This is a genomic window from Pseudomyxococcus flavus (assembly GCF_050038885.1).
GTDB lineage: Bacteria > Myxococcota > Myxococcia > Myxococcales > Myxococcaceae > Myxococcus > Myxococcus flavus.
The window spans coordinates 2,611,203-2,628,210 of sequence record NZ_CP143624.1 but is presented as its reverse complement, the minus strand read 5'-3'; the positions used below and the strand labels follow the sequence as shown (position 1 = coordinate 2,628,210).

15 protein-coding genes are annotated in these 17,008 nt (G+C 71.5%); 12 read left to right on the top strand and 3 right to left on the bottom strand.

Annotated features, from left to right (window positions below; translation table 11 throughout):
- The first annotated feature begins 56 nt into the window (after positions 1-56).
- Together VZL07_RS11080 and VZL07_RS11075 are read left to right on the top strand one after the other, a co-directional pair.
- Positions 57-716 carry an HAD family hydrolase gene (locus tag VZL07_RS11080; RefSeq protein WP_426755468.1) on the top strand — a complete coding sequence of 220 codons (660 nt, stop codon included), beginning with the start codon at positions 57-59 and terminating at the stop codon, positions 714-716.
- A gap of 15 nt (positions 717-731) precedes the next feature.
- The gene (locus VZL07_RS11075; protein ID WP_426755467.1) at positions 732-1,319 is read left to right on the top strand and encodes a putative glycolipid-binding domain-containing protein; all 588 of its coding nucleotides are present in this window, start codon (positions 732-734) and stop codon (positions 1,317-1,319) included.
- Positions 1,320-1,428: 109 nt separating this feature from the next.
- Here VZL07_RS11075 and VZL07_RS11070 read toward each other — a convergent pair whose 3' ends face one another.
- Entirely contained in the window at positions 1,429-1,650 is a 222-nt protein-coding gene (locus VZL07_RS11070) for a hypothetical protein (RefSeq protein ID WP_426755466.1), read from the bottom strand.
- Between the two features lie 131 nt (positions 1,651-1,781).
- Between VZL07_RS11070 and VZL07_RS11065 the strand changes: the two genes are divergently transcribed.
- A complete protein-coding gene (locus VZL07_RS11065; protein WP_426755465.1) occupies positions 1,782-4,301 on the top strand; it encodes an MASE1 domain-containing protein in 2,520 nt (839 codons plus the stop codon).
- Positions 4,302-4,465: 164 nt separating this feature from the next.
- Here the strand turns inward: VZL07_RS11065 and VZL07_RS11060 are convergent, their stop codons facing one another.
- On the bottom strand, positions 4,466-5,446 hold the full coding sequence (locus tag VZL07_RS11060; protein WP_426755464.1) for an alpha/beta hydrolase family protein: 981 nt from the start codon (positions 5,444-5,446) through the stop codon (positions 4,466-4,468).
- 60 nt (positions 5,447-5,506) lie between these two features.
- On the opposite strand from VZL07_RS11060, the gene VZL07_RS11055 reads away from it, so the two are divergent.
- The 7 genes from VZL07_RS11055 (at position 5,507) to VZL07_RS11025 (ending at position 12,499) form a co-directional block, all read left to right on the top strand.
- Positions 5,507-6,178, top strand: coding sequence for a hypothetical protein (locus VZL07_RS11055; protein ID WP_426755463.1), 672 nt, complete (start codon positions 5,507-5,509; stop codon positions 6,176-6,178).
- A 46-nt stretch (positions 6,179-6,224) separates the two neighbouring features.
- Complete coding sequence (locus VZL07_RS11050) at positions 6,225-6,881, top strand: LON peptidase substrate-binding domain-containing protein (protein ID WP_426755462.1); 657 nt, start codon at positions 6,225-6,227, stop codon at positions 6,879-6,881.
- A gap of 78 nt (positions 6,882-6,959) precedes the next feature.
- Positions 6,960-8,852 (top strand): NAD(+) synthase, encoded by a 1,893-nt coding sequence (gene nadE / locus VZL07_RS11045; protein ID WP_426755461.1) that lies wholly within the window; start codon positions 6,960-6,962, stop codon positions 8,850-8,852.
- A gap of 165 nt (positions 8,853-9,017) precedes the next feature.
- Positions 9,018-10,208: a hypothetical protein gene (locus VZL07_RS11040; RefSeq protein ID WP_426755460.1), complete on the top strand. Its 1,191-nt coding sequence runs from the start codon at positions 9,018-9,020 to the stop codon at positions 10,206-10,208.
- A 144-nt stretch (positions 10,209-10,352) separates the two neighbouring features.
- Positions 10,353-10,676, top strand: a complete 324-nt coding sequence (locus VZL07_RS11035) for an FKBP-type peptidyl-prolyl cis-trans isomerase (RefSeq protein ID WP_426755459.1) — start codon at positions 10,353-10,355, stop codon at positions 10,674-10,676.
- Positions 10,677-10,690: 14 nt separating this feature from the next.
- Positions 10,691-11,068 (top strand): thioredoxin, encoded by a 378-nt coding sequence (gene trxA / locus VZL07_RS11030; protein ID WP_426755458.1) that lies wholly within the window; start codon positions 10,691-10,693, stop codon positions 11,066-11,068.
- 129 nt (positions 11,069-11,197) lie between these two features.
- Positions 11,198-12,499, top strand: coding sequence for a hybrid sensor histidine kinase/response regulator (locus VZL07_RS11025; RefSeq protein WP_426757281.1), 1,302 nt, complete (start codon positions 11,198-11,200; stop codon positions 12,497-12,499).
- A 7-nt stretch (positions 12,500-12,506) separates the two neighbouring features.
- Here the strand turns inward: VZL07_RS11025 and VZL07_RS11020 are convergent, their stop codons facing one another.
- Positions 12,507-13,394, bottom strand: coding sequence for a hypothetical protein (locus tag VZL07_RS11020; RefSeq protein ID WP_426755457.1), 888 nt, complete (start codon positions 13,392-13,394; stop codon positions 12,507-12,509).
- Between the two features lie 132 nt (positions 13,395-13,526).
- On the opposite strand from VZL07_RS11020, the gene VZL07_RS11015 reads away from it, so the two are divergent.
- Both VZL07_RS11015 and VZL07_RS11010 read left to right on the top strand, forming a co-directional pair.
- Positions 13,527-16,187 carry a TonB family protein gene (locus tag VZL07_RS11015; RefSeq protein WP_426755456.1) on the top strand — a complete coding sequence of 887 codons (2,661 nt, stop codon included), beginning with the start codon at positions 13,527-13,529 and terminating at the stop codon, positions 16,185-16,187.
- A complete protein-coding gene (locus VZL07_RS11010; RefSeq protein WP_426755455.1) occupies positions 16,184-17,008 on the top strand; it encodes a hypothetical protein in 825 nt (274 codons plus the stop codon). Before VZL07_RS11015 ends, VZL07_RS11010 begins: the two co-directional genes overlap by 4 nt.

The window sequence follows — 17,008 nt, the reverse complement described above, 5'->3', positions numbered from 1 at the left end:
GCGACGCCCTGGTCCTCGAGGCCAGGGCGTTTTCGTTTTTCGAAGGACTCGTGCTCATGCTGCTTCGCGCCGTCATCTTCGACCTCGATGGAACGCTGGTGGACTCGCTGGGCGACATCGCCGATGCGACGAACCACGCGCTGCGCCTCCACGGCCTGCCCACCCATCCGGAGTCCGCCTACCTGCGCTTCGTGGGCAGCGGCGTCCGGGAGCTGATTCGCCGGGCCGTGCCCGCTGGCGAAGACGCGCTGCACGAGCCGGTGCTGGCCGCATACAAGGCCTACTATGACGACCACCTCTTCGACCGCACCGTCCACTACCCGGGCATCCCGGAGATGCTGACGGCGCTGGCCTCGGAGGGCACGCGGCTGGCGGTGCTGAGCAACAAGTCGGACGACTTCGTGAAGCGCCTGGTGGCGCGGCTGTTGCCAGGGGTGCCCTTCGCCGCGGTGTACGGGGAGCGCCCCGGGCTGCCTCGCAAGCCGGACCCGACGGCGGCGCTGGCGCTGGCGGGCGAACTGCACGTGCCGCCCGCCGCGTGTGCCTTCGTGGGCGACACCTCCATCGACATGGACACGGCGCGCGCCGCGGGCATGTACGGCGTGGGCGTCGCGTGGGGCTTCCGGGACGTGGAGGAGCTGAAGGCCCACGGAGCGCGTGCGGTGGCGGATACCGCGGAGGCGCTGCTGGCGGCACTCCGCGACGCGCGTCCGTGACTACGATGGGAGTCCATGACCTCCTCTCCCTCTTCGCGGTGCCTGCGCGCGCTCGTCTGGCGGCGGTTGATATCTCCGGGCAGTGAGTACTTCGAGCTGCGGCAGCAGGCCGACGGCTGGACGCTGGCGGGCTCGGTGGTGCTGGCCATCGACGGCCAGCCGTACTTCGTGGACTACACCGTCACGGCGGACGCGGCCTGGGGGACCCGGGACGTGCGCGTCCTGCGGCGAGGCACGGGAGGCGAGGAGCTGCTCCACCTGCGCGTGGATTCGGAGCGCCGCTGGTGGAAGGGCGACACCGAGCTCCCCCACCTTCAGGGCTGCCCCGACATCGACCTGGCGTGCACGCCCTCCACGAACACACTGCCCATCCGCCGGCTCTCGCTGGAGGTGGGGCAGAGCGCCGATGTGCGCGCCGCGTGGATTCGCATGCCGGACCTCTCGCTGGAAGTCCTGCCCCAGCGGTACACGCGCCTCGCCCCCACGCGCTACCGCTACGAGAGCGGCGGAGGGCGTTTCACGGCCGAGGTGGACATCGACGAGCACGGGCTGGTGACGAACTACCCGCCCGGCTGGGAGCGTGTCGCCGTCTCCGGCGGATGACGCCCACCGGACGTGCCCGGGTGGGGGCACTTCCGCGGGCCTCGGCCTGCGAGGACCCGGGCTGGTGTGGCTGGCGAGCGCGTGAGGCGCGAACGCCTCCGCGCCGGGCCTACACGACGGTGATGCGGTACTTCTCTTTGTTCTCCGCCCGGTTGTGGGCCGTGACGGCGGCGATGATGTGACACACCCAGCCGAGGCAGCCTCCGGTGCCAAGCCAGAAGCCGGGGGTGATGATGAGCCAGAACAGGCCCCGGAGAAGGTCGCCGTTGTAGATCTGCCCCACGCCGGGGATGAGAAAAGACAGCAGGGCTGCGATTGCGGGACGCGACATCGTTCGGGTGACCTCCTTGTCTTCCCCTACGCGCCAGTTCCGGAGTCATTGCACTTCGCCTATCGGTTCCTGGACGGTTGCCAGGCAGCCAACCGTGGGGCAGGTGCATAACCAGGGGGGGCCCGGGTAGCATGGTTGCCATGGATACCTGCCGGGTCGGCGGGTGGGTATCGGGGGGATGGGTCATCTTCAGGCTGCTCCGAGCCAGCGCGCATGGAGTCCAGGGCCGGCATCTGCTGGAGATGCTGGGCGTGGCCGTCGTGTATCTCGCGGCGGGGGGCCTGGGATTGAAGGTGACCACGGTGGGCAACATCAGCCCGGCCTGGCCGCCCGCGGGCGTGGCCCTGGCGGCGCTGGTGGTGCTGGGCCTGTCGCGCTGGCCCGGCGTCTTCGTGGGCGCGACGGGCGTGGCGCTCGTGGCCGAAGCGCCGCTCACGGCCGCGCTCGGCGTGGGCACAGGGAACACCCTGGCGGCGGTGCTCGGGGCGTGGCTGCTGCGGCGGGTGTCCTTCGACAAGGCGCTGGAGCGGATTCGCGACGTCGTCGCGCTCTGCGCGGGCGCCGGGGCCCTGTGCCTGGGCGTGAGCGCCGCGGTGGGTGCCGCGAGCCTCGTGCTGGGCGGGCAGCTCCGCTGGGAGCTGCTGGCCGGTGGCCTGCGCGTGTGGTGGGTGGGAGACCTGATGGGCGTGCTGGTGGTGGCGCCGACGCTGATGCTGTTCCGGCGGTGGGAGCGACCGCGGCGCTGGGGCGAGGCGCTGGTGCTGGCGGGCCTCACCACGGTGCTGGGCGGTACCATCTTCTTCGTCCCCGGCTTGCCGCACAGCGCGGAGCACGCCGCGACGTTCCTCCTCTTCCCCATGTCCGCCTGGGCGGCGCTGCGCTTCGGCCCTCGGGGCGCGGCGGCGGCCACGCTGTGCATCGCCGCCGCGTCCATCGTGGGCACGGCGCGGGGACAGGGGCCCTTCTCCACGGGGGACCTGACGCAGGACCTGCTGGTGCTGCAGCTCTTCGTCGCCGCCAACGCCGTCACCGGGCTGCTGCTGGCGGCGGTGAGCACCGAGCGCCAGCGCGCGGTGGGGCAGCTCCAGTTGCTGGGCACCACGGTGCGTGGCGTGCACGAGGGCGTCCTCATCGCGGAGGTGCGCGGCGGCGGCGCGCTGCGCACCGTGTTCGCCAACCAGGCCCTGTGCACCCTGCTGGGGTATCCACTGGAGGACCTGCTGGGCGAGGACCCGTGCGCGCTCTACGGCGCCCAGGAGCTGGAGTTCCGCCAGCGCACGCGGCAGTCGCTGCTCGCCGGGGAGCCCGTGTTCGCGGAGGTGCAGTTGCTGCGCAAGGACGGGGGGCTCGTCTCCAGCGAGGTGCTGCTGTCCCCGGTGCGAGCCACGGGCGAGGACGTCACCCACTTCGTGGCGACCCACCGCGACATCTCCGCCACCAAGGAGCTCCAGGCCCGGCTGGTGGCGGCCGAGCGCGTGGCCGCGGTGGGCACGCTCGCGGCCGGCGTGGGCCACGAAATCAACAACCCGCTGGCCTACCTGGTGCTGAACCTGGAGTCCGCCGAGCGCAACCTCGTCCAGGGCGGCATGACGGGACTGCGGGAGGCCATGTCCGGCGTGCGGAGCGCGCTGGAGGGCGCCGAGCGCATCCGCCTCATCGTCCGGGACCTGCAGGTGTTCAGCCGCCAGGGGAACCAGGACAAGGGGCTGGTGGACCTCAACGCGCTGGTGCCGCCCGCGGTGCGCATCATCAGCCACGCGCTGCGCCACCGCGCCCGGCTGGTGGAGGAGTTCGGCCCGGTGCCTCGCGTGACGGGCAACGAGGCCCGCCTGGGGCAGGTGCTGCTCAACCTGCTGGTGAACGCGATGCAGGCCATCCCGGAAGGGAACCCGTCGCTGAACGAGGTGCGGGTGCGCACCAGCACGGATGCCACCGGGTGGGCCCGGGTGGACGTGGTGGACAGCGGCGCGGGCATTCCCGCCCACGTGCTGCCGCGCATCTTCGAGGCCTTCTACACCACCAAGGCCAGCGGTGAGGGCACGGGCCTGGGGCTCGCCATCTGTCAGCAGATTGTCCGTGCGCACGGGGGCGAGCTGGAGGTCCGCAGCGAGCCGGGCCGGGGCTCCGTGTTCAGCGTGCTGCTGCCGCCCGCGCGCGTGCAGGTGCCCACGCCGCCCCGACCGGTGCCACACGCCAGCATTCCCCAGGCGCCCCAGGCCCGGCGCGGCCGGGTGCTGGTGGTGGACGACGAGCCACGCCTGGCGCAGTCCATGCGGCTGCTGCTGGAGCCGTTTCACGACGTCGTCACCGCCACGCGCGGCGGCGAGGCCCTGGCGCTGGTGGACGCGGGGCACCGCTTCGACGTCATCCTCTGTGACTTGCAGATGCCGGAGACGGACGGCGCCGCCGTCTATCAGCACCTGTGCGTCCATGCACCGGACCAGGCCGCGCGCGTGGTGTTCATCTCCGGCGGGGCCTATACGCCGGAGTCACGCGCGTTCATCGACACCGTGCCCGCGCGCGTGCTGGAGAAGCCCGTGCGCCCGGAGGTGCTGATGGCCACGGTGAAGGCGGCGATGGCGGCCGCGGAGGCACTGGCGTCCGAGCCGCCCACGGCGGACGTGGCGGCGGCCAGCGGCACGCGGCACTGAGCACCTGTCCCGGGTGTGAGGGGCCACGCGGGAACGTCCCGGCGCGCCCGGCGCCGCTCGCTGCGTCGGAGCAAGCCGCTCATGCCGGCGCCGCTCGCCGCGCCGGAGCAAGCCTCCCGCTCATGCCGCGGGGCTCAGCCCGGCGCCGTTCGCCCCGCCAGCGCTCACGCTGCCTCGTCCACGCGCGTCAGCGCGTCCCGGATGGCGGCGCACAGCGCGGCCCGCTCGGTGAAGAGGGCGGAGACGTGCCCGGCATCCACCCAGCGCAGCTCGCTCCGGGGCCAGTGCGCATGGAGCGCCAGCGTCTCCTCACCGGGAACGAAGCCGTCGCGCCTGCACGCGAGCAGGACGGCCGCTTCGGGCTGCCGCGGAGGCGGGAAGCGCGTGAGGTTCGCCAGGTCGAAGATGCGCCCCAGCCGCAGCCGGGCCTGCTCCGCGTCGCGCCGGGGACCATCCAGCAGGGCGAAGGCGATGGACCAGGACAGCAGCCCCTGCGTGAAGACGGGGACGGGGGACGCGCCGGCCGCCAGCGCCGCCACCGCGAGTGGCTCGGGGACGACCGCCGCCGTGAGCGCCGCCATGTAGCCCCCCATGCTGTAGCCCGCCACGCCCAGGCGCGCGTGGCCCGCGCCGCGCAGCCACGCGAGCAGGGCGCGGGCCTCGTCCACCATGCCCAGGTTCATCAACACGTGGTCGCTGACGGTGCGCAGCGCGCCGCCCTTCTGCCCCAGGGGGCGCCGCAGCCCGTAATAGGGGTTCTCCAGCAGGAACAGGTCGATGCCTTCCCGGGCCAGCGGCGCGTACATGCGCTCCCGCAGGGAGAAGCCCTCCTCGCGAGACGCCGCGAGGACGACACAGGCGCCGCGAGGGCGCTGGAGCCCGGCACTCAGCCACCGGACGTGGGCCGTGCGCGCCGCCTCGTCGAGCCCGGCCAGCGGGGAAGGGAAGGTGCCATCCCGCACCTGGAGGCCCCGCTGGAGCCGGGGCTCGCCCCAGTCGGGCGTGATGGGCGCGGGAGGATGCTGGAAGGGCGCGGCCGCCGCCACGTCCTCGAGGAATTGCTCGTCGCCCCAGCCCTCCGAGAAGAGCCGGGCGCGGCGGGACAGACCCGCGAAGAGGAAGTCCACCAGGTGGGTACGAGGCACCCACGCATCCTACGGCCCAGACCTTGACTCCATGGAGAATTTAATCAAATGATTAAATCAATGGATTCGTTCAAGGGGCTGTTCCAGGCGTTGCCTCGGGTGGGGCGTTGGTTCCAGCAGGGGGACATCCAGCCCGAGGACGTGCGGGCCTTCTGGCGGCACATGCAGCGGTGCTTCCAGACGGACGCCGTCCATTTCTCGGCGCCGCGAGGAGACTGGCCACGCGCCCTCGCTCCGGACGGAGGGTTCCGTGGCGCGTGCCCGGTGGGGGCCTCCCATCGCCATGTGGCGGTGGTGGGGCACTGCCTCCACCTTCCGTTCGAGGTCGGGGTACGCCGCGCCGGGTGGGGCCTGTGGCGTCAGGTGGTTGCGTGCGTGCACGCGCATCAGCATGTCCTCCAGTACGACGAGGACGGTCCGGCCGCGGCGGCGTACCTGACGGCATCCTCCGCCCGGGCGCGGAACGAGGTGGACGCGCTCCGGTGCGACATCGAATTGCATTTCTGGCGCCATGGCACCACGCCCTCTCCCTGGCGTCTGGCCTCGCGGCTGCGCGCGCAGGGCTGTCGCGCGGAGGACATCGCGCGGGCGGGGCATGTGCTCGCCTTGTCCGCCGCGTCCATCCGGCAGGGGGCCGTGGAGAACGAGTCCTCGCACGTCGCTCTCCAGTGGCTGGAGAGGCACGTGCCCCATTTGCGGTGGGACCGGGCGTATCATCCCAGGGCCCGTTAGGAATGCAGGCGGGGGGCGCCGGGCTTATCACTTCAAGGTGCCCCCCATGAACGCTCAAGAACGCGTCGAGCGTGCCGCCAGCGCGCTGAAGGTCTTCCCCCTCCCGTCGGCGGTGCTGTTCCCGCACACCGTCATTCCGTTGCACATCTTCGAGCCGCGCTACCGGGCGCTCGTCCAGGATGCGCTGGCGGGCGACCGCGTCCTGGCGCTGTCCCAGCTCGAGCCGGGCTGGGAGGGCAACTACGGAGGGCGGCCGCCCATGGTGCCCCTGATGTGCGCGGGCGTCATCGTCTGGGACGAGCAGGTGGAGGAGGGGCGCTACAACATCCTGCTCCAGGGCGTGTGCCGCGTCCGCATGACGTCCGAGCTGGGGGCGGACAAGTCCTACCGTGAGGTGCGGGCGGAGGTGCTGCCGGACCTGCCCTACGAGGGCCCGGAGGAGGAGCAGCTTCGGCAGGCCGTCTTCGAGCTGGCCGGCCGCGTGCCGCCGTCCTTCGCGGAGAACCTGCTGCCGGTGGCCGCGCGGGCGCAGGGCGGCATGCTCGCGGACGTCGTCGCCTCCGCCATCATTCCCGAGCCGGAGCGGCGCCAGGCGCTGCTGGCGGAGCTGGACGTGCGGCGGCGCCTGGAGGGTGTCCTGGAGGACGTAGGGGCGCTCATCGGCAGGCTCCAGCCCCTGCGGCCCACGGGACCGCTGAACTGACGCCAGTTGCGCTTGCCTTGTGCGGCGGGCCGCGCATTGTTGCGCCCGGACGCGTCATCGAAAGGGATGGGAGCAACCATGCGGCTCGTGAAGCTCGGGCTTGCCAGTGTGAACACCACCGTGGGGGCCTTCACGCGCAACACGGACAAGGCGCTGGCGCTGGCGGGGAAGATGGCGGCGGACGGCGTCACGGTGGGCGTCTTCCAGGAGCAGCTCATCGCCGGCTATCCCGCCGAGGACATGGTGCAGTGGCAGGGCTTCATGGACCGCCAGTGGCCGGAGCTGGAGCGCTTCGCGCGGGAGACGGCGTCCTTGCCCACCGTCTTCGTGGTGGGCGTGGGCGTCGCGCACCAGGGCCTGCGCCTCAACTGCGCGGCCGTGGTCGCCGGCGGGCGCATCCTGGGGCTCGTTCCCAAGGAGAAGCTGCCCACCTACAGCGTCTTCTACGAGGCGCGCACCTTCGGCCGGGGCCAGCCGGGCATGGCGGAGGTCCACCGGGGCGTGCCGCTGGGGGACTACCTGTTCCGCTTCGACTTCGGCGTGGTGGCGCCCGAGGTGTGCGAGGACATCTGGAGCGCGGACGGCCCCATGCGGCGGCGCACGTACTCCGGCGCGGAGCTGGTGGTGAACCTGTCCGCGTCGCCCTTCCGGCTGGGCTTCGTGGAGACGCGGCGCGAGCTCATCGCCACCCGCGCGGCGGACCACCAGTGCACCATCGCCTACTGCAACGCGGTGGGCAGCAACGACGGCCTCATCTTCGACGGCGGCGGGTTCCTCAACCAGAACGGCCGCCACGTCATGGAGACGCCGCGCTTCCAGGAGGGCTACGCGGCGGCGGTGGTGGACCTGGACCGCACCCTGCGCCTGCGCGCCGAGGCGACCACGTGGCGCGTGGACCGCGAGTCCTGGCTGGCGGGCGGTGGCCGCACCGTGCCGGTGCTGGACTGCACCCAGGCGGTACAGACGCGGCGCGAGTCGCTGACGTACCCGGTGCCTCCCCACCGCAGCTTCTTCCTGCCGGCCCCGGACAAGCGGCGCACCGCGCGTGAGGCGCTGTGCGAGGACATCCTGGACGCGCTGTCGCTGGGCGTGGGCGACTACTTCGAGAAGACGCGCGCCTTCAAGGTGCTGGGCATCGCGCTGTCCGGCGGGCGCGACTCGCTGCTGACGCTGCTCATCGCGCACCGCTACGCGAAGCGGGTGCGGCCGGAGAACCCCGGCTCGCTCATCCAGGCCTTCTACATGCCCAGCCGCTTCTCCAGCGACGCCACCCGCGACGCGGCGGAGACGATTGCGCGTGAGCTCGGCGTGGCCTTCCAGGTGGTGTCCATCGACGAGGCCTTCGAGCGCGAGCGCGCCGTCGCCCAGACGATGCTGGGCGGCAAGGACGTCACGCCGATTACCGAGCAGAACATCCAGGCCCGCCTGCGCGCCCAGCGCATGTGGAACTGGAGCAACTCCTGCGGCGGCCTGTTCCTCCAGACGGGCAACATGAGCGAGAAGTCCGTGGGCTACACCACCATCGGTGGCGACCTCATGGGCGCGCTCGCCGTCATCGCCAACGTCCCGAAGACGGTGGTGATGTACCTGCTCGACTACCTCCAGGACACCACCGGCTACGAGGGCATCCGCAAGGTGCTCGCCAAGCCCGCGGGGCCGGAGCTGGCGCATGACCAGGTGGGCGAGGACGAGCTGATGCCGTTCCCCATCCTGGATGCCTGCTTCTACCTGTACGGCAGCGAGAAGCTGACGCCCGCGGAAATCCTCCAGGCGCTCACCGCCATGTTCCCGGAGGTGGAGGCCGCGCGGCTGGGCGGCTACGTGGAGAAGTTCGTCCGCCTCTTCCAGCAGTCCATCTACAAGTGGGTGCAGTCACCGCTGTCGCTGCACATCGGCAACCTGGACCTGGACCGCGAGCGCGCGCTGCAGCTGCCGGTCGTCACGGGCACGGAGTGGATGCGCCAGGGGTAGCACGCCGCCGTCCGCTGACCGCATCGCAGGGGTGTGGACTGCCCTCCACGCCCGGTGGGCCGCTCCCCGGGCAATTACCCCCGGGTACGAGCGCCGTTGCCGCGCCTTGCCGGATGTCGCTCGGGAAACAACCTTCATGTCTGCCACTCGACGATGGAGGCATGGATGAAAGCGAAGATTCTGGCGGGCGCCGTGGCGGCGCTCATGTACGGAGGCGTTGCCGTTGCCGACGAAGGCGACTGCCCGCCCCCGCAGGCCAGCGCCAGCCAAAACCAACAGGGCACGATGGTGGCGCAGGCTCAGCAGGAGGATGACCTGATGGGGGACGACACCCTCCAGGAGGATGACACCATCATCCTGGAGACGGAGCCCGTCCCCGACGTCTCCGGCCAGCAGCTCCCGGACAGCATGGGCACCGGAGGCAGTGGCCAGCAGGGCATGGATGACCCGGCCATGGGCGGCAGCGGCCAGCAGGGCTCGTCCGCCCAGGGCGAGGTCTACATGAACGTGCCCGTCCGCTGCGAGCCGGTGGGGCAGTCGCAGCAGGGCACGGGCGGCAGCGGACAGGGGGCCATGACGCCGGCTCCCGCCGTGCCTCCCGCGGCGCCTCAGGGCACGCAGGACAGCGAGCAGCTCGTGGTTCCGCCAGCGCCTCCACTGGGCACGGGCGGCAGCGGGCAGCCGTCGGCGCCGGTGTACCCGGAGCCGGAGTCCCACTACGCGCCTGACGACGCCACCGGAGGCAGCGGCATCGCCACCACGCCGCCGCCCTCCGACTTCCAGCCCTCGGCCGAGCGCGCCGAGCCGATGCGGGCGGAGAAGAAGAAGGACAAGAACAAGATCAAGGGCCTCTCGGTGCTGATTGGCGGCGGTGTGGAGGGCTACACCGGCGCGCTGGCCCCGCAGCTCAGCCCGGGTGGTACCGCGGGTGTGCGCGCGGCCATCAAGCCGACGAGCGTGCTGGGCCTGGAGCTGGGCTACACGGGCGCGCTGAACAACATCCGTCACAGGGAGACGGGCACGAGCGGACCGGACCTCGTCCGTAACGGTGGTCAGGCCGTCCTCACGCTGGGCATCGTTCCCACCGCGTGGCAGCCGTACCTGCTGGGCGGCATCGGCATCAACGACTACAACTTCCGGGGAGGCGAGTCCCTGGGCTACCGCGACGACACCGTGGGCAACGTGCCCGCGGGCGTGGGCCTGCGCGGCCATGTCGGTCACTTCACCGTGGACGCGCGCGCCAACTACAACTTCCTCTTCGACAAGGACTTCGCCCCCGGAATCGACCCTGCTGGCGATGACTTCCAGGGAGGCGGCAGCTACCAGGGCACCGTCAGCATCGGCGGTACCTTCTGACGGATGACGCCTGCCCTCGGGCGGGCTCGAGCGGTGGCGCGGTGCCCGGTAGCGGACGGGCCCGCGCCGCCGTGTTTTCAGGTGCGGCACCTGCGCTGCGGCCGGGTTAAGGTGCCGCCTTTCACGCGGTCAGAGGAGCGTTGGATGGGCTTGAATGTGGAAGACGTGAAGGTTGGCACCGGCGCCGAGGCAACGGCCGGCAAGTCGGTCACCGTGCACTACGTGGGGACGCTGACCAGCGGCTCCAAGTTCGACAGCAGCCGGGACCGGGGCCAGGGCTTCACCTTCCGGCTGGGCGCCGGGCAGGTCATCGAGGGCTGGGACAAGGGCGTGGCCGGCATGAAGGTGGGCGGCGTGCGCAAGCTCACCATCCCTCCGGAGATGGGATATGGCGCGCGGGGCTTCCCCCCCGTTATTCCTCCGAACTCCACCCTGCTGTTCGAGGTGGAACTCCTGGACGTCCGTTAAAAGCGAGGCCCTTCATGGCGGCGGTGGAAATCACCAAGGACAACTTCAAGGAAACGGTGTCCAAGGAGGGCATCGTCATCCTGGACTGGTGGGCATCATGGTGCGGCCCGTGCCGTGCCTTCGCGCCCATCTTCGAGCAGACCTCGAACAAGCACCCGGACATCGTCTTCGGGAAGATCGACACGGATGCCCAGCAGGAGCTGTCCGGGGCATTCGAGATTCGCTCCATTCCCACGCTGATGGTGTTCCGTGACGGGATTCTCTTGTTCGAGCAGCCTGGGGCGCTGCCGGCCGCCGCGCTGGAGGACCTTCTCAAGCAGGTGAAGGCCCTGGACATGGAGCAGGTGCGCAAGGAAGTCGCTGCCCGGCGGAACGAGACGCCGCAGGCCTGAGGCTTCCAGATGCCAGGGAGGGGGGCCGGCGGCATGTCCGCTGTCGGCTGCCTCCCGTGTCCCGTGGCTGGCGCGCCGCTGACGCCGGAACGGGATGGCGCTGGGGTGTGTTGAGCGGACGTGGCTCGCATGGGTCAGGCCCGGAGCGGTCTGCCCGCGAAGTCGCTCCTGTCCACCTCAGAGCTGGATTCGATGCTGCCTTCTGCTTTTCGAGACCCCCCGGGTGAGGACCTGCCGCGCGTGCGCATCCTCCTCGTGGATGACACGCCCGCCAATCTGCTGTCCATGGAGGCCATCCTGGATCCGCTCGGCCAGGAGCTGGTGCTGGCCCGGTCTGGCGAGGAAGCGCTGCGCGAGCTGCTGCGCGCCGACTTCGCCTGCATCCTCATGGATGTGCAGATGCCAGGGCTGGACGGCCTGGAGACCGCGCGCCTCATCCGGGCGCGCGAGCGGACGCGCTACCTGCCCATCCTGTTCATCACCGCGCTCAGCCGCGAGGCGACCTTCGTCACCCGCGGGTACGAGCAGGGCGCGGTGGACTACCTGCTCAAGCCGGTGGACCCGGACATCCTGCGTACCAAGGTGCAGGTCTTCGTGGACCTGCACCGGCGCGGCGAGCTGGTGAAGCGGCAGGCGGTGGAGCTCGCGGAGCGGCGGCGGGCGGAAGAAGAGGCGCAGCGAGCGTCGGAGCTGGAGCAGCAGCTCATTGGCATTGTCGGCCATGACATCCGCACGCCCTTGTCCGTGGTCATGGCCACGGCGAAGTCCCAGCTCGCCAGCCAGTCACTGGCACCCGAGCAGCAGCGGGCCTTCGAGCGCGTGGCACGCAGCGGCGAGCGCATCCAGCACATCGTGGACCTGCTCATGGACTTCACCCGCTCGCGTCTGGGCGGAGGCATCCCCGTCGTGCCTCGGGCCGGTGACCTCAATGCACTGTGCCGCGAGGTGGCGGACGAGCTGCACGTGGCCCGGCCGGGCCGCGTCATCCGGTGCGACTTCTCGCGTGATAGCTTGCACGGCGTCTGGGACCTGGAGCGCATGGCCCAGGTGGTGGCCAACCTGCTGGACAACGCCTTGAAGTACAGCCCCGAGCAGTCGGCCGTCCGCCTCGTCACCTGGGAGCGGCCGGACGCCGTCTTCCTGGAGGTCCACAACGAGGGCCCGCCCATTGCTCCGTCGCTGCTGCCCCACCTGTTCGAGCCCTTCCGCCGGGGCGAGGCCTCGCACGAGCAGGCCAAGGTGAGCCTGGGGCTGGGGCTCTACATCGCCCGGGCCGTGGTCGAGGCGCACCGCGGACGCTTGAGTGTGCGCTCGTCGGAGGCGGATGGCACCACCTTCCGCATCTGCCTGCCGCGCTGCGCGGACGCCCGGGCGTCCGCGGGCTGTCCAGAGGGCGCCGAGGTGGCGGCCCCGGCCCCGGTGTCCGCCTGACGGCGCGTCACTTCACCACGGTGCAGACGCCGCCGCCGTTGAGGTGCGCCTGGTCGACGACGCTCTGGGTGATGAACTCCTGGAGCGTTCGCACGTCGAACGCGCCGGGCAGATAGACGACGGGCTGGCCCTGCGAGTCACGCAGCTCGTTGCCGTCGCGGTCCCTCAGGTCGGTGAGCTGCTGCGTCGCGAGGCCCTCCGGGGTGATGACGTTGTCGGCGTTCGCGGTGGCCGCGATGGCCTCGAAGCGCAGCTGCACGCCCTGATGCGTGCCCAGCCGGTCGTAGAACATGTGCTCGGCATGGATGGTGATCTCCGGCCGGGCCACCGAGCCTTCCGGCACGACGATGCCCTGGGTGCCATCCGCGCCATTGATGCAGTTCTGCATGAGCGCGTTGACGGGGAAGCCCATGCGGAAGCGCAGGACGGGCTCGTTCTGCTTCGTCGCGTGGCCCTCCACGAAGTAGCTGAAGCCGGCCTCGCGCATCATCGCGAGGTCTTCGGCGCTCACCTGCCCATCCGCCAGCTCGGTGCGCGCCTCCGGCGGGCTCACCCGGAAGCCCACGTCCCAGCGGCCCGCGGGGACCCCGCTCAGGTCCACCAGGGGGATGTCGCCCTTCTGGATGTCCACCAGGACGTGGCGGTCGCTGGCGCGGACCTCGCCGGACGCCGAGGTGAGGGTGACGTCTCCCAGGGACACCAGGTAGCGGGTGAACTGCACGGACCAGCCATCCTGGAAGAGTGTGTCCGGGAGTCCACGCTGGGTGCCATCCCCCCCGCTCATGGTCACCTGCACGTCCCCCGGGGCCACGTTGTCGCAGGCCGTGCCCGCCAGGCTCCAGGCCGCGAGGGCCACGCACCACCACTTCCGGGACTGCCGCTGTCGCGCATTCATGCAATAAGTAGTTAATTGCAACCTGGTTGCGAGTCAATCCGAGGTGTGGTGTATCTGGTGTGTGGATGCAACCCGGATGCATGACCCCCGCTTCGTCGTGGGGCGCTCCGGAATCAAGAGAGGTCATCACCCGTGTGGATTCCGACGCTGGTGCTCTGCGTGCTGAGCGCCACGGGCGAGTTGCCTGTGACGCCACCCGTGCCGCTGGAGGCGCCAGGACCCGTGTTGCCGGCGGAGGTGCCGCCTCCCGAGGTGCCGGCCACCGTCTTGTTGCGGCTCACCATCGACCGCACGGGCGAGGTGTCGCAGGTGGAGGTCCGGCAGTCCGCCGGTGTCGCGTTCGACAGGGCGGCGATGAACGCGGCGGTGCGCTGGCGGTTCCAGCCCGCGCGGCAGGGAGGGGAGGCCATCGCCGTGCGGGTGGACGTGCCCGTCACCTTCGTGCCCCCGGTGCACGGCCACCACCTGGAGGCGGTGGCGTCCGGGCAGGGCAGTACCGCCGGGCCGGAGCACGGCGAGGCGGAGGTCCGGCACGGACACGCGAGTGCCGCGAGGCCAGAGCCCGGCGGCGACGGGGCTCAGCCACTCGGGAGCCGAGCGCCAGCCGTTGCTGGTACGGGTGCGGAGGAAGGCGCAACCCAGTCGGACGCGCTGACGCAATCAGGAGCGGGCTCGCTGCCCGCGGGCGATGCGCCCGTGGCCCCACAGCCGCCCTCCTTCTCCACCACGGTGCGCAGCGCTTCCTATGCGCCCCCGCCAGTGGCGGTGGGGGACTTCCACATCCCGGTGGGGCAGCTCGCGGACGTCCCGCGCCGCTCTGCGTCGGACCTGATGCTGCTGGCACCCGGCGTCATGCTGGCCAACCACGGTGGGGAAGGCCACGCGGAGAGCATCTACATCCGAGGCTTCGACGCGGGCGAGGGCAAGGACGTGGAGCTGCGCCTCAACGGCGTGCCGCTCAACGAGGTGTCGCACGCGCACGGCCACGGCTACGCGGACACGTACTTCATCATCCCGGAGCTGGTGGAATCCCTCCGCGTCACCGAAGGGCCCTATGACCCCTCCCAGGGCGACTTCGGCGTCGCGGGCACCGTGGAGTACCAGCTCGGGCTGGCGCGGCGCGGCCTCACCGCGTCCGTGTCCACCGGCAGCTACGCCTCGCGCCGGCTGTCGCTGCTCTGGGGCCCGCCCGAGTCCAGCGAGTCCACCTTCGTGGGGCTGCTGCTGCGCCAGGGGCATGGCTTCGGCCCCAACCGCGCGTACGCCAACGCGGGCGTCATGGCGCAGGCGGAGCTGCGCGTGGGCGACACGTCGCGGCTGCGCCTGTTCGGCACCAGCTATGCCTCGCGGTTCTCCTCGGCGGGCGTGGTGCGGGAGACGGACGTGGTGGACGCCCGACTGCCGTGCGCCACGGACCCGGACTCGCAGTTCTTCTGCTCCTACGACCCCAACCAGGGCGGCGCGGGCCAGCGCCACATCCTCTCCGCCGAGCTCCAATCGCGGCTGAAGCGCGGCGGGCGCTTCGTGCAGCAGGGCTACGTGGTGCTGCGGCAGACCCGCATCCGCGACAACTTCACGGGCTTCCTACTGGACACGCCGCCGGAAGGGGAGAGCCAGCGCGGTGACAACACCGAGGGCTACTACCGCGGCTCCACGGTGGGCCTGCGAGGCCGTTACACGCCCGGGCTCACGCTGCTGGGCCAGCCGCAGCCGCTGGAGCTGGGCTACGTCGCGCGCTACGACGACGTGCGCACGCGCTCGCGCCGGCTGCGGGCCAGCGGCGGCGTGCCGTACAGCACCGTCTTCGACAACCAGGTGCGCACGACGAACGTGGGCGCCTACGCGTCGCTGCGCGTCGCCCCGCTGTCGTGGCTCACCCTCCGGGGCGGCGTGCGGCTGGACACCTTCCTCTTCGGCGTGGACGACCACAACCGGCCCGCCGAGGACCGCGACGGCCCCCGGCTGACCGACGAGTCCGTGGAGGCGTATGGCTTCTTCGCCAGTCCTCGCGCCTCCGTCGAGGTCCGGCTGACGCCCCGGCTCACCTGGCTCACCAGCGCGGGCCTGGGCGCGCGCTCCAGTGACGCCGCCGCGCTGTCCGACGCGGAGCTGGCGCCCTACGCCCGCGTAACCTCGGGCGAGACGGGCCTCGGCTGGCGTCTGGAGGGCCCTGTCGCGCTGGAGGCCCGTGGCGCCTTCTTCGCCACGCGCGTGTCGCAGGACTTCGTCTTCGATGAGACGGTGGGCCGCAACCAGCCCATTGGGGCCTCGCAGCGACTGGGCGCCTTCGTCAGCGCGCGCGGTACGTGGCAGGAGCGCGTGGACGTGCAGGCCTCACTCGCGTGGGCGCGCGCCACGTTGCCCGTGCCGGGGGCCTCGGCGTGGAAGCTGTGGGACGGGACGGTGATGCCGTACATCCCCCAGCTCCTGGGGCGGGTGGACGCCTCGGTGAGGGGCGCCGCCACCATCGCGGGACAGCGCCTGGACTGGAACGTGGCCCTGGGCCACAGCGCCATCGGTCCCCGGCCGCTTCCGCTGGACCGCTACAGCGCCCCCGTCTTCCTGTTCGACGTGGGCACGCGGGCCCGCTGGAAGGCGGTGGAGGTGGGCCTGTCGGTGGAGAACCTGCTCGACACGCGCTGGCGCGAGTCGGAGTTCAACTACGTCTCCAACTTCCGCGGTCCGGATGCGCCCGCGTCGTTGATGGCGACGCGCCACTTCACCGCGGGCGCGCCGCGCACCTTCATGGGCACGCTCACCCTGTACCTGGACCTTCAGGAGGACTCGCCATGACCTCGCCGCTGCACCCCACCCGCCGCGCCTTCACCTGGATGCTGGGCACCGCGCTCGTCGCAGGTGCCTCCGCCTGTGGCCTCTCCGGGACGGGCGGGCGCAGCGTCACCTTCCGCATGGGCCTGCGCACCGCGAGGGCGCCGGGTGAGGCGGCGCCCGGCGAGTTCACCACCGACACCGGCTGGCGCGTCCGCCTGTCGTCGGGGTTGATGGTGCTGGGGCCCATCTACCTGTTCGAGAATGCCTCCCCCCTGGAGCCCACCGCGCTGCGGCGGCTGGGCCAGTGGCTGCTGCCCACCGCGCATGCCCACGACGGGCACTTCTTCTCCGGGGGCACCGTGCTGGGCGAGTGGGACCGCGAGGTGGTGTTCGACCTGCTGGCGGAGGCGGGGGAGGTGCGGGAGCTGGGGCGCTCTCCCGGAATCGCCGGGCTGGCGCGCTCCTTCTCGCTGCTGCTCCAGCCGCCGTCCCGCGCCCTGGGCGCCGAGGGCGCGGTGCTGGGCGGTCGCTCGATGATCCTGGAAGGCACCGCGTCCCGCGCGGAAGCCGAGGTCCCGTTTCGGGTGGCCCTGGACTTCCCGCCCCCCGTCGAGCTGCAGCGCGTGGACTTCGTGCCCATCGCGGTGGAGCTCGACGACGGCGGGCGCTTCGTCGTGGAGGTGCAGCCGCATCACTGGTTCGAAGGCGCGCACTTCGACCGCCTGACCGTGCCCCCGGAAGGCGGCGTGGTGGAGCTCACGTCGGAGACGCAGGTGTACCGGGCCCTGATGCTCAATGTGCGCCGCTACACCGCCTTCTCCGGGACGTGGGAGCCCGCCTGA

Excerpts from the sequence above, each read along its gene's own strand:
- VZL07_RS11080 (WP_426755468.1), top strand. The coding sequence starts at position 57 with ATGCTGCTTCGCGCCGTCATCTTCGACCTCGATGGAACGCTGGTGGAC.
- VZL07_RS11050 (WP_426755462.1), top strand. The coding sequence starts at position 6,225 with ATGAACGCTCAAGAACGCGTCGAGCGTGCCGCCAGCGCGCTGAAGGTC.
- nadE (WP_426755461.1), top strand. The coding sequence starts at position 6,960 with ATGCGGCTCGTGAAGCTCGGGCTTGCCAGTGTGAACACCACCGTGGGG.
- VZL07_RS11025 (WP_426757281.1), top strand. The coding sequence starts at position 11,198 with ATGGGTCAGGCCCGGAGCGGTCTGCCCGCGAAGTCGCTCCTGTCCACC.
- VZL07_RS11055 (WP_426755463.1), top strand. The coding sequence starts at position 5,507 with ATGGATTCGTTCAAGGGGCTGTTCCAGGCGTTGCCTCGGGTGGGGCGT.
- VZL07_RS11010 (WP_426755455.1), top strand. The coding sequence starts at position 16,184 with ATGACCTCGCCGCTGCACCCCACCCGCCGCGCCTTCACCTGGATGCTG.
- VZL07_RS11035 (WP_426755459.1), top strand. The coding sequence starts at position 10,353 with ATGGGCTTGAATGTGGAAGACGTGAAGGTTGGCACCGGCGCCGAGGCA.
- trxA (WP_426755458.1), top strand. The coding sequence starts at position 10,691 with ATGGCGGCGGTGGAAATCACCAAGGACAACTTCAAGGAAACGGTGTCC.
- VZL07_RS11070 (WP_426755466.1), bottom strand. The coding sequence starts at position 1,650 with ATGTCGCGTCCCGCAATCGCAGCCCTGCTGTCTTTTCTCATCCCCGGC.
- VZL07_RS11020 (WP_426755457.1), bottom strand. The coding sequence starts at position 13,394 with ATGAATGCGCGACAGCGGCAGTCCCGGAAGTGGTGGTGCGTGGCCCTC.
- VZL07_RS11075 (WP_426755467.1), top strand. The coding sequence starts at position 732 with ATGACCTCCTCTCCCTCTTCGCGGTGCCTGCGCGCGCTCGTCTGGCGG.
- VZL07_RS11040 (WP_426755460.1), top strand. The coding sequence starts at position 9,018 with ATGAAAGCGAAGATTCTGGCGGGCGCCGTGGCGGCGCTCATGTACGGA.
- VZL07_RS11065 (WP_426755465.1), top strand. The coding sequence starts at position 1,782 with ATGGTTGCCATGGATACCTGCCGGGTCGGCGGGTGGGTATCGGGGGGA.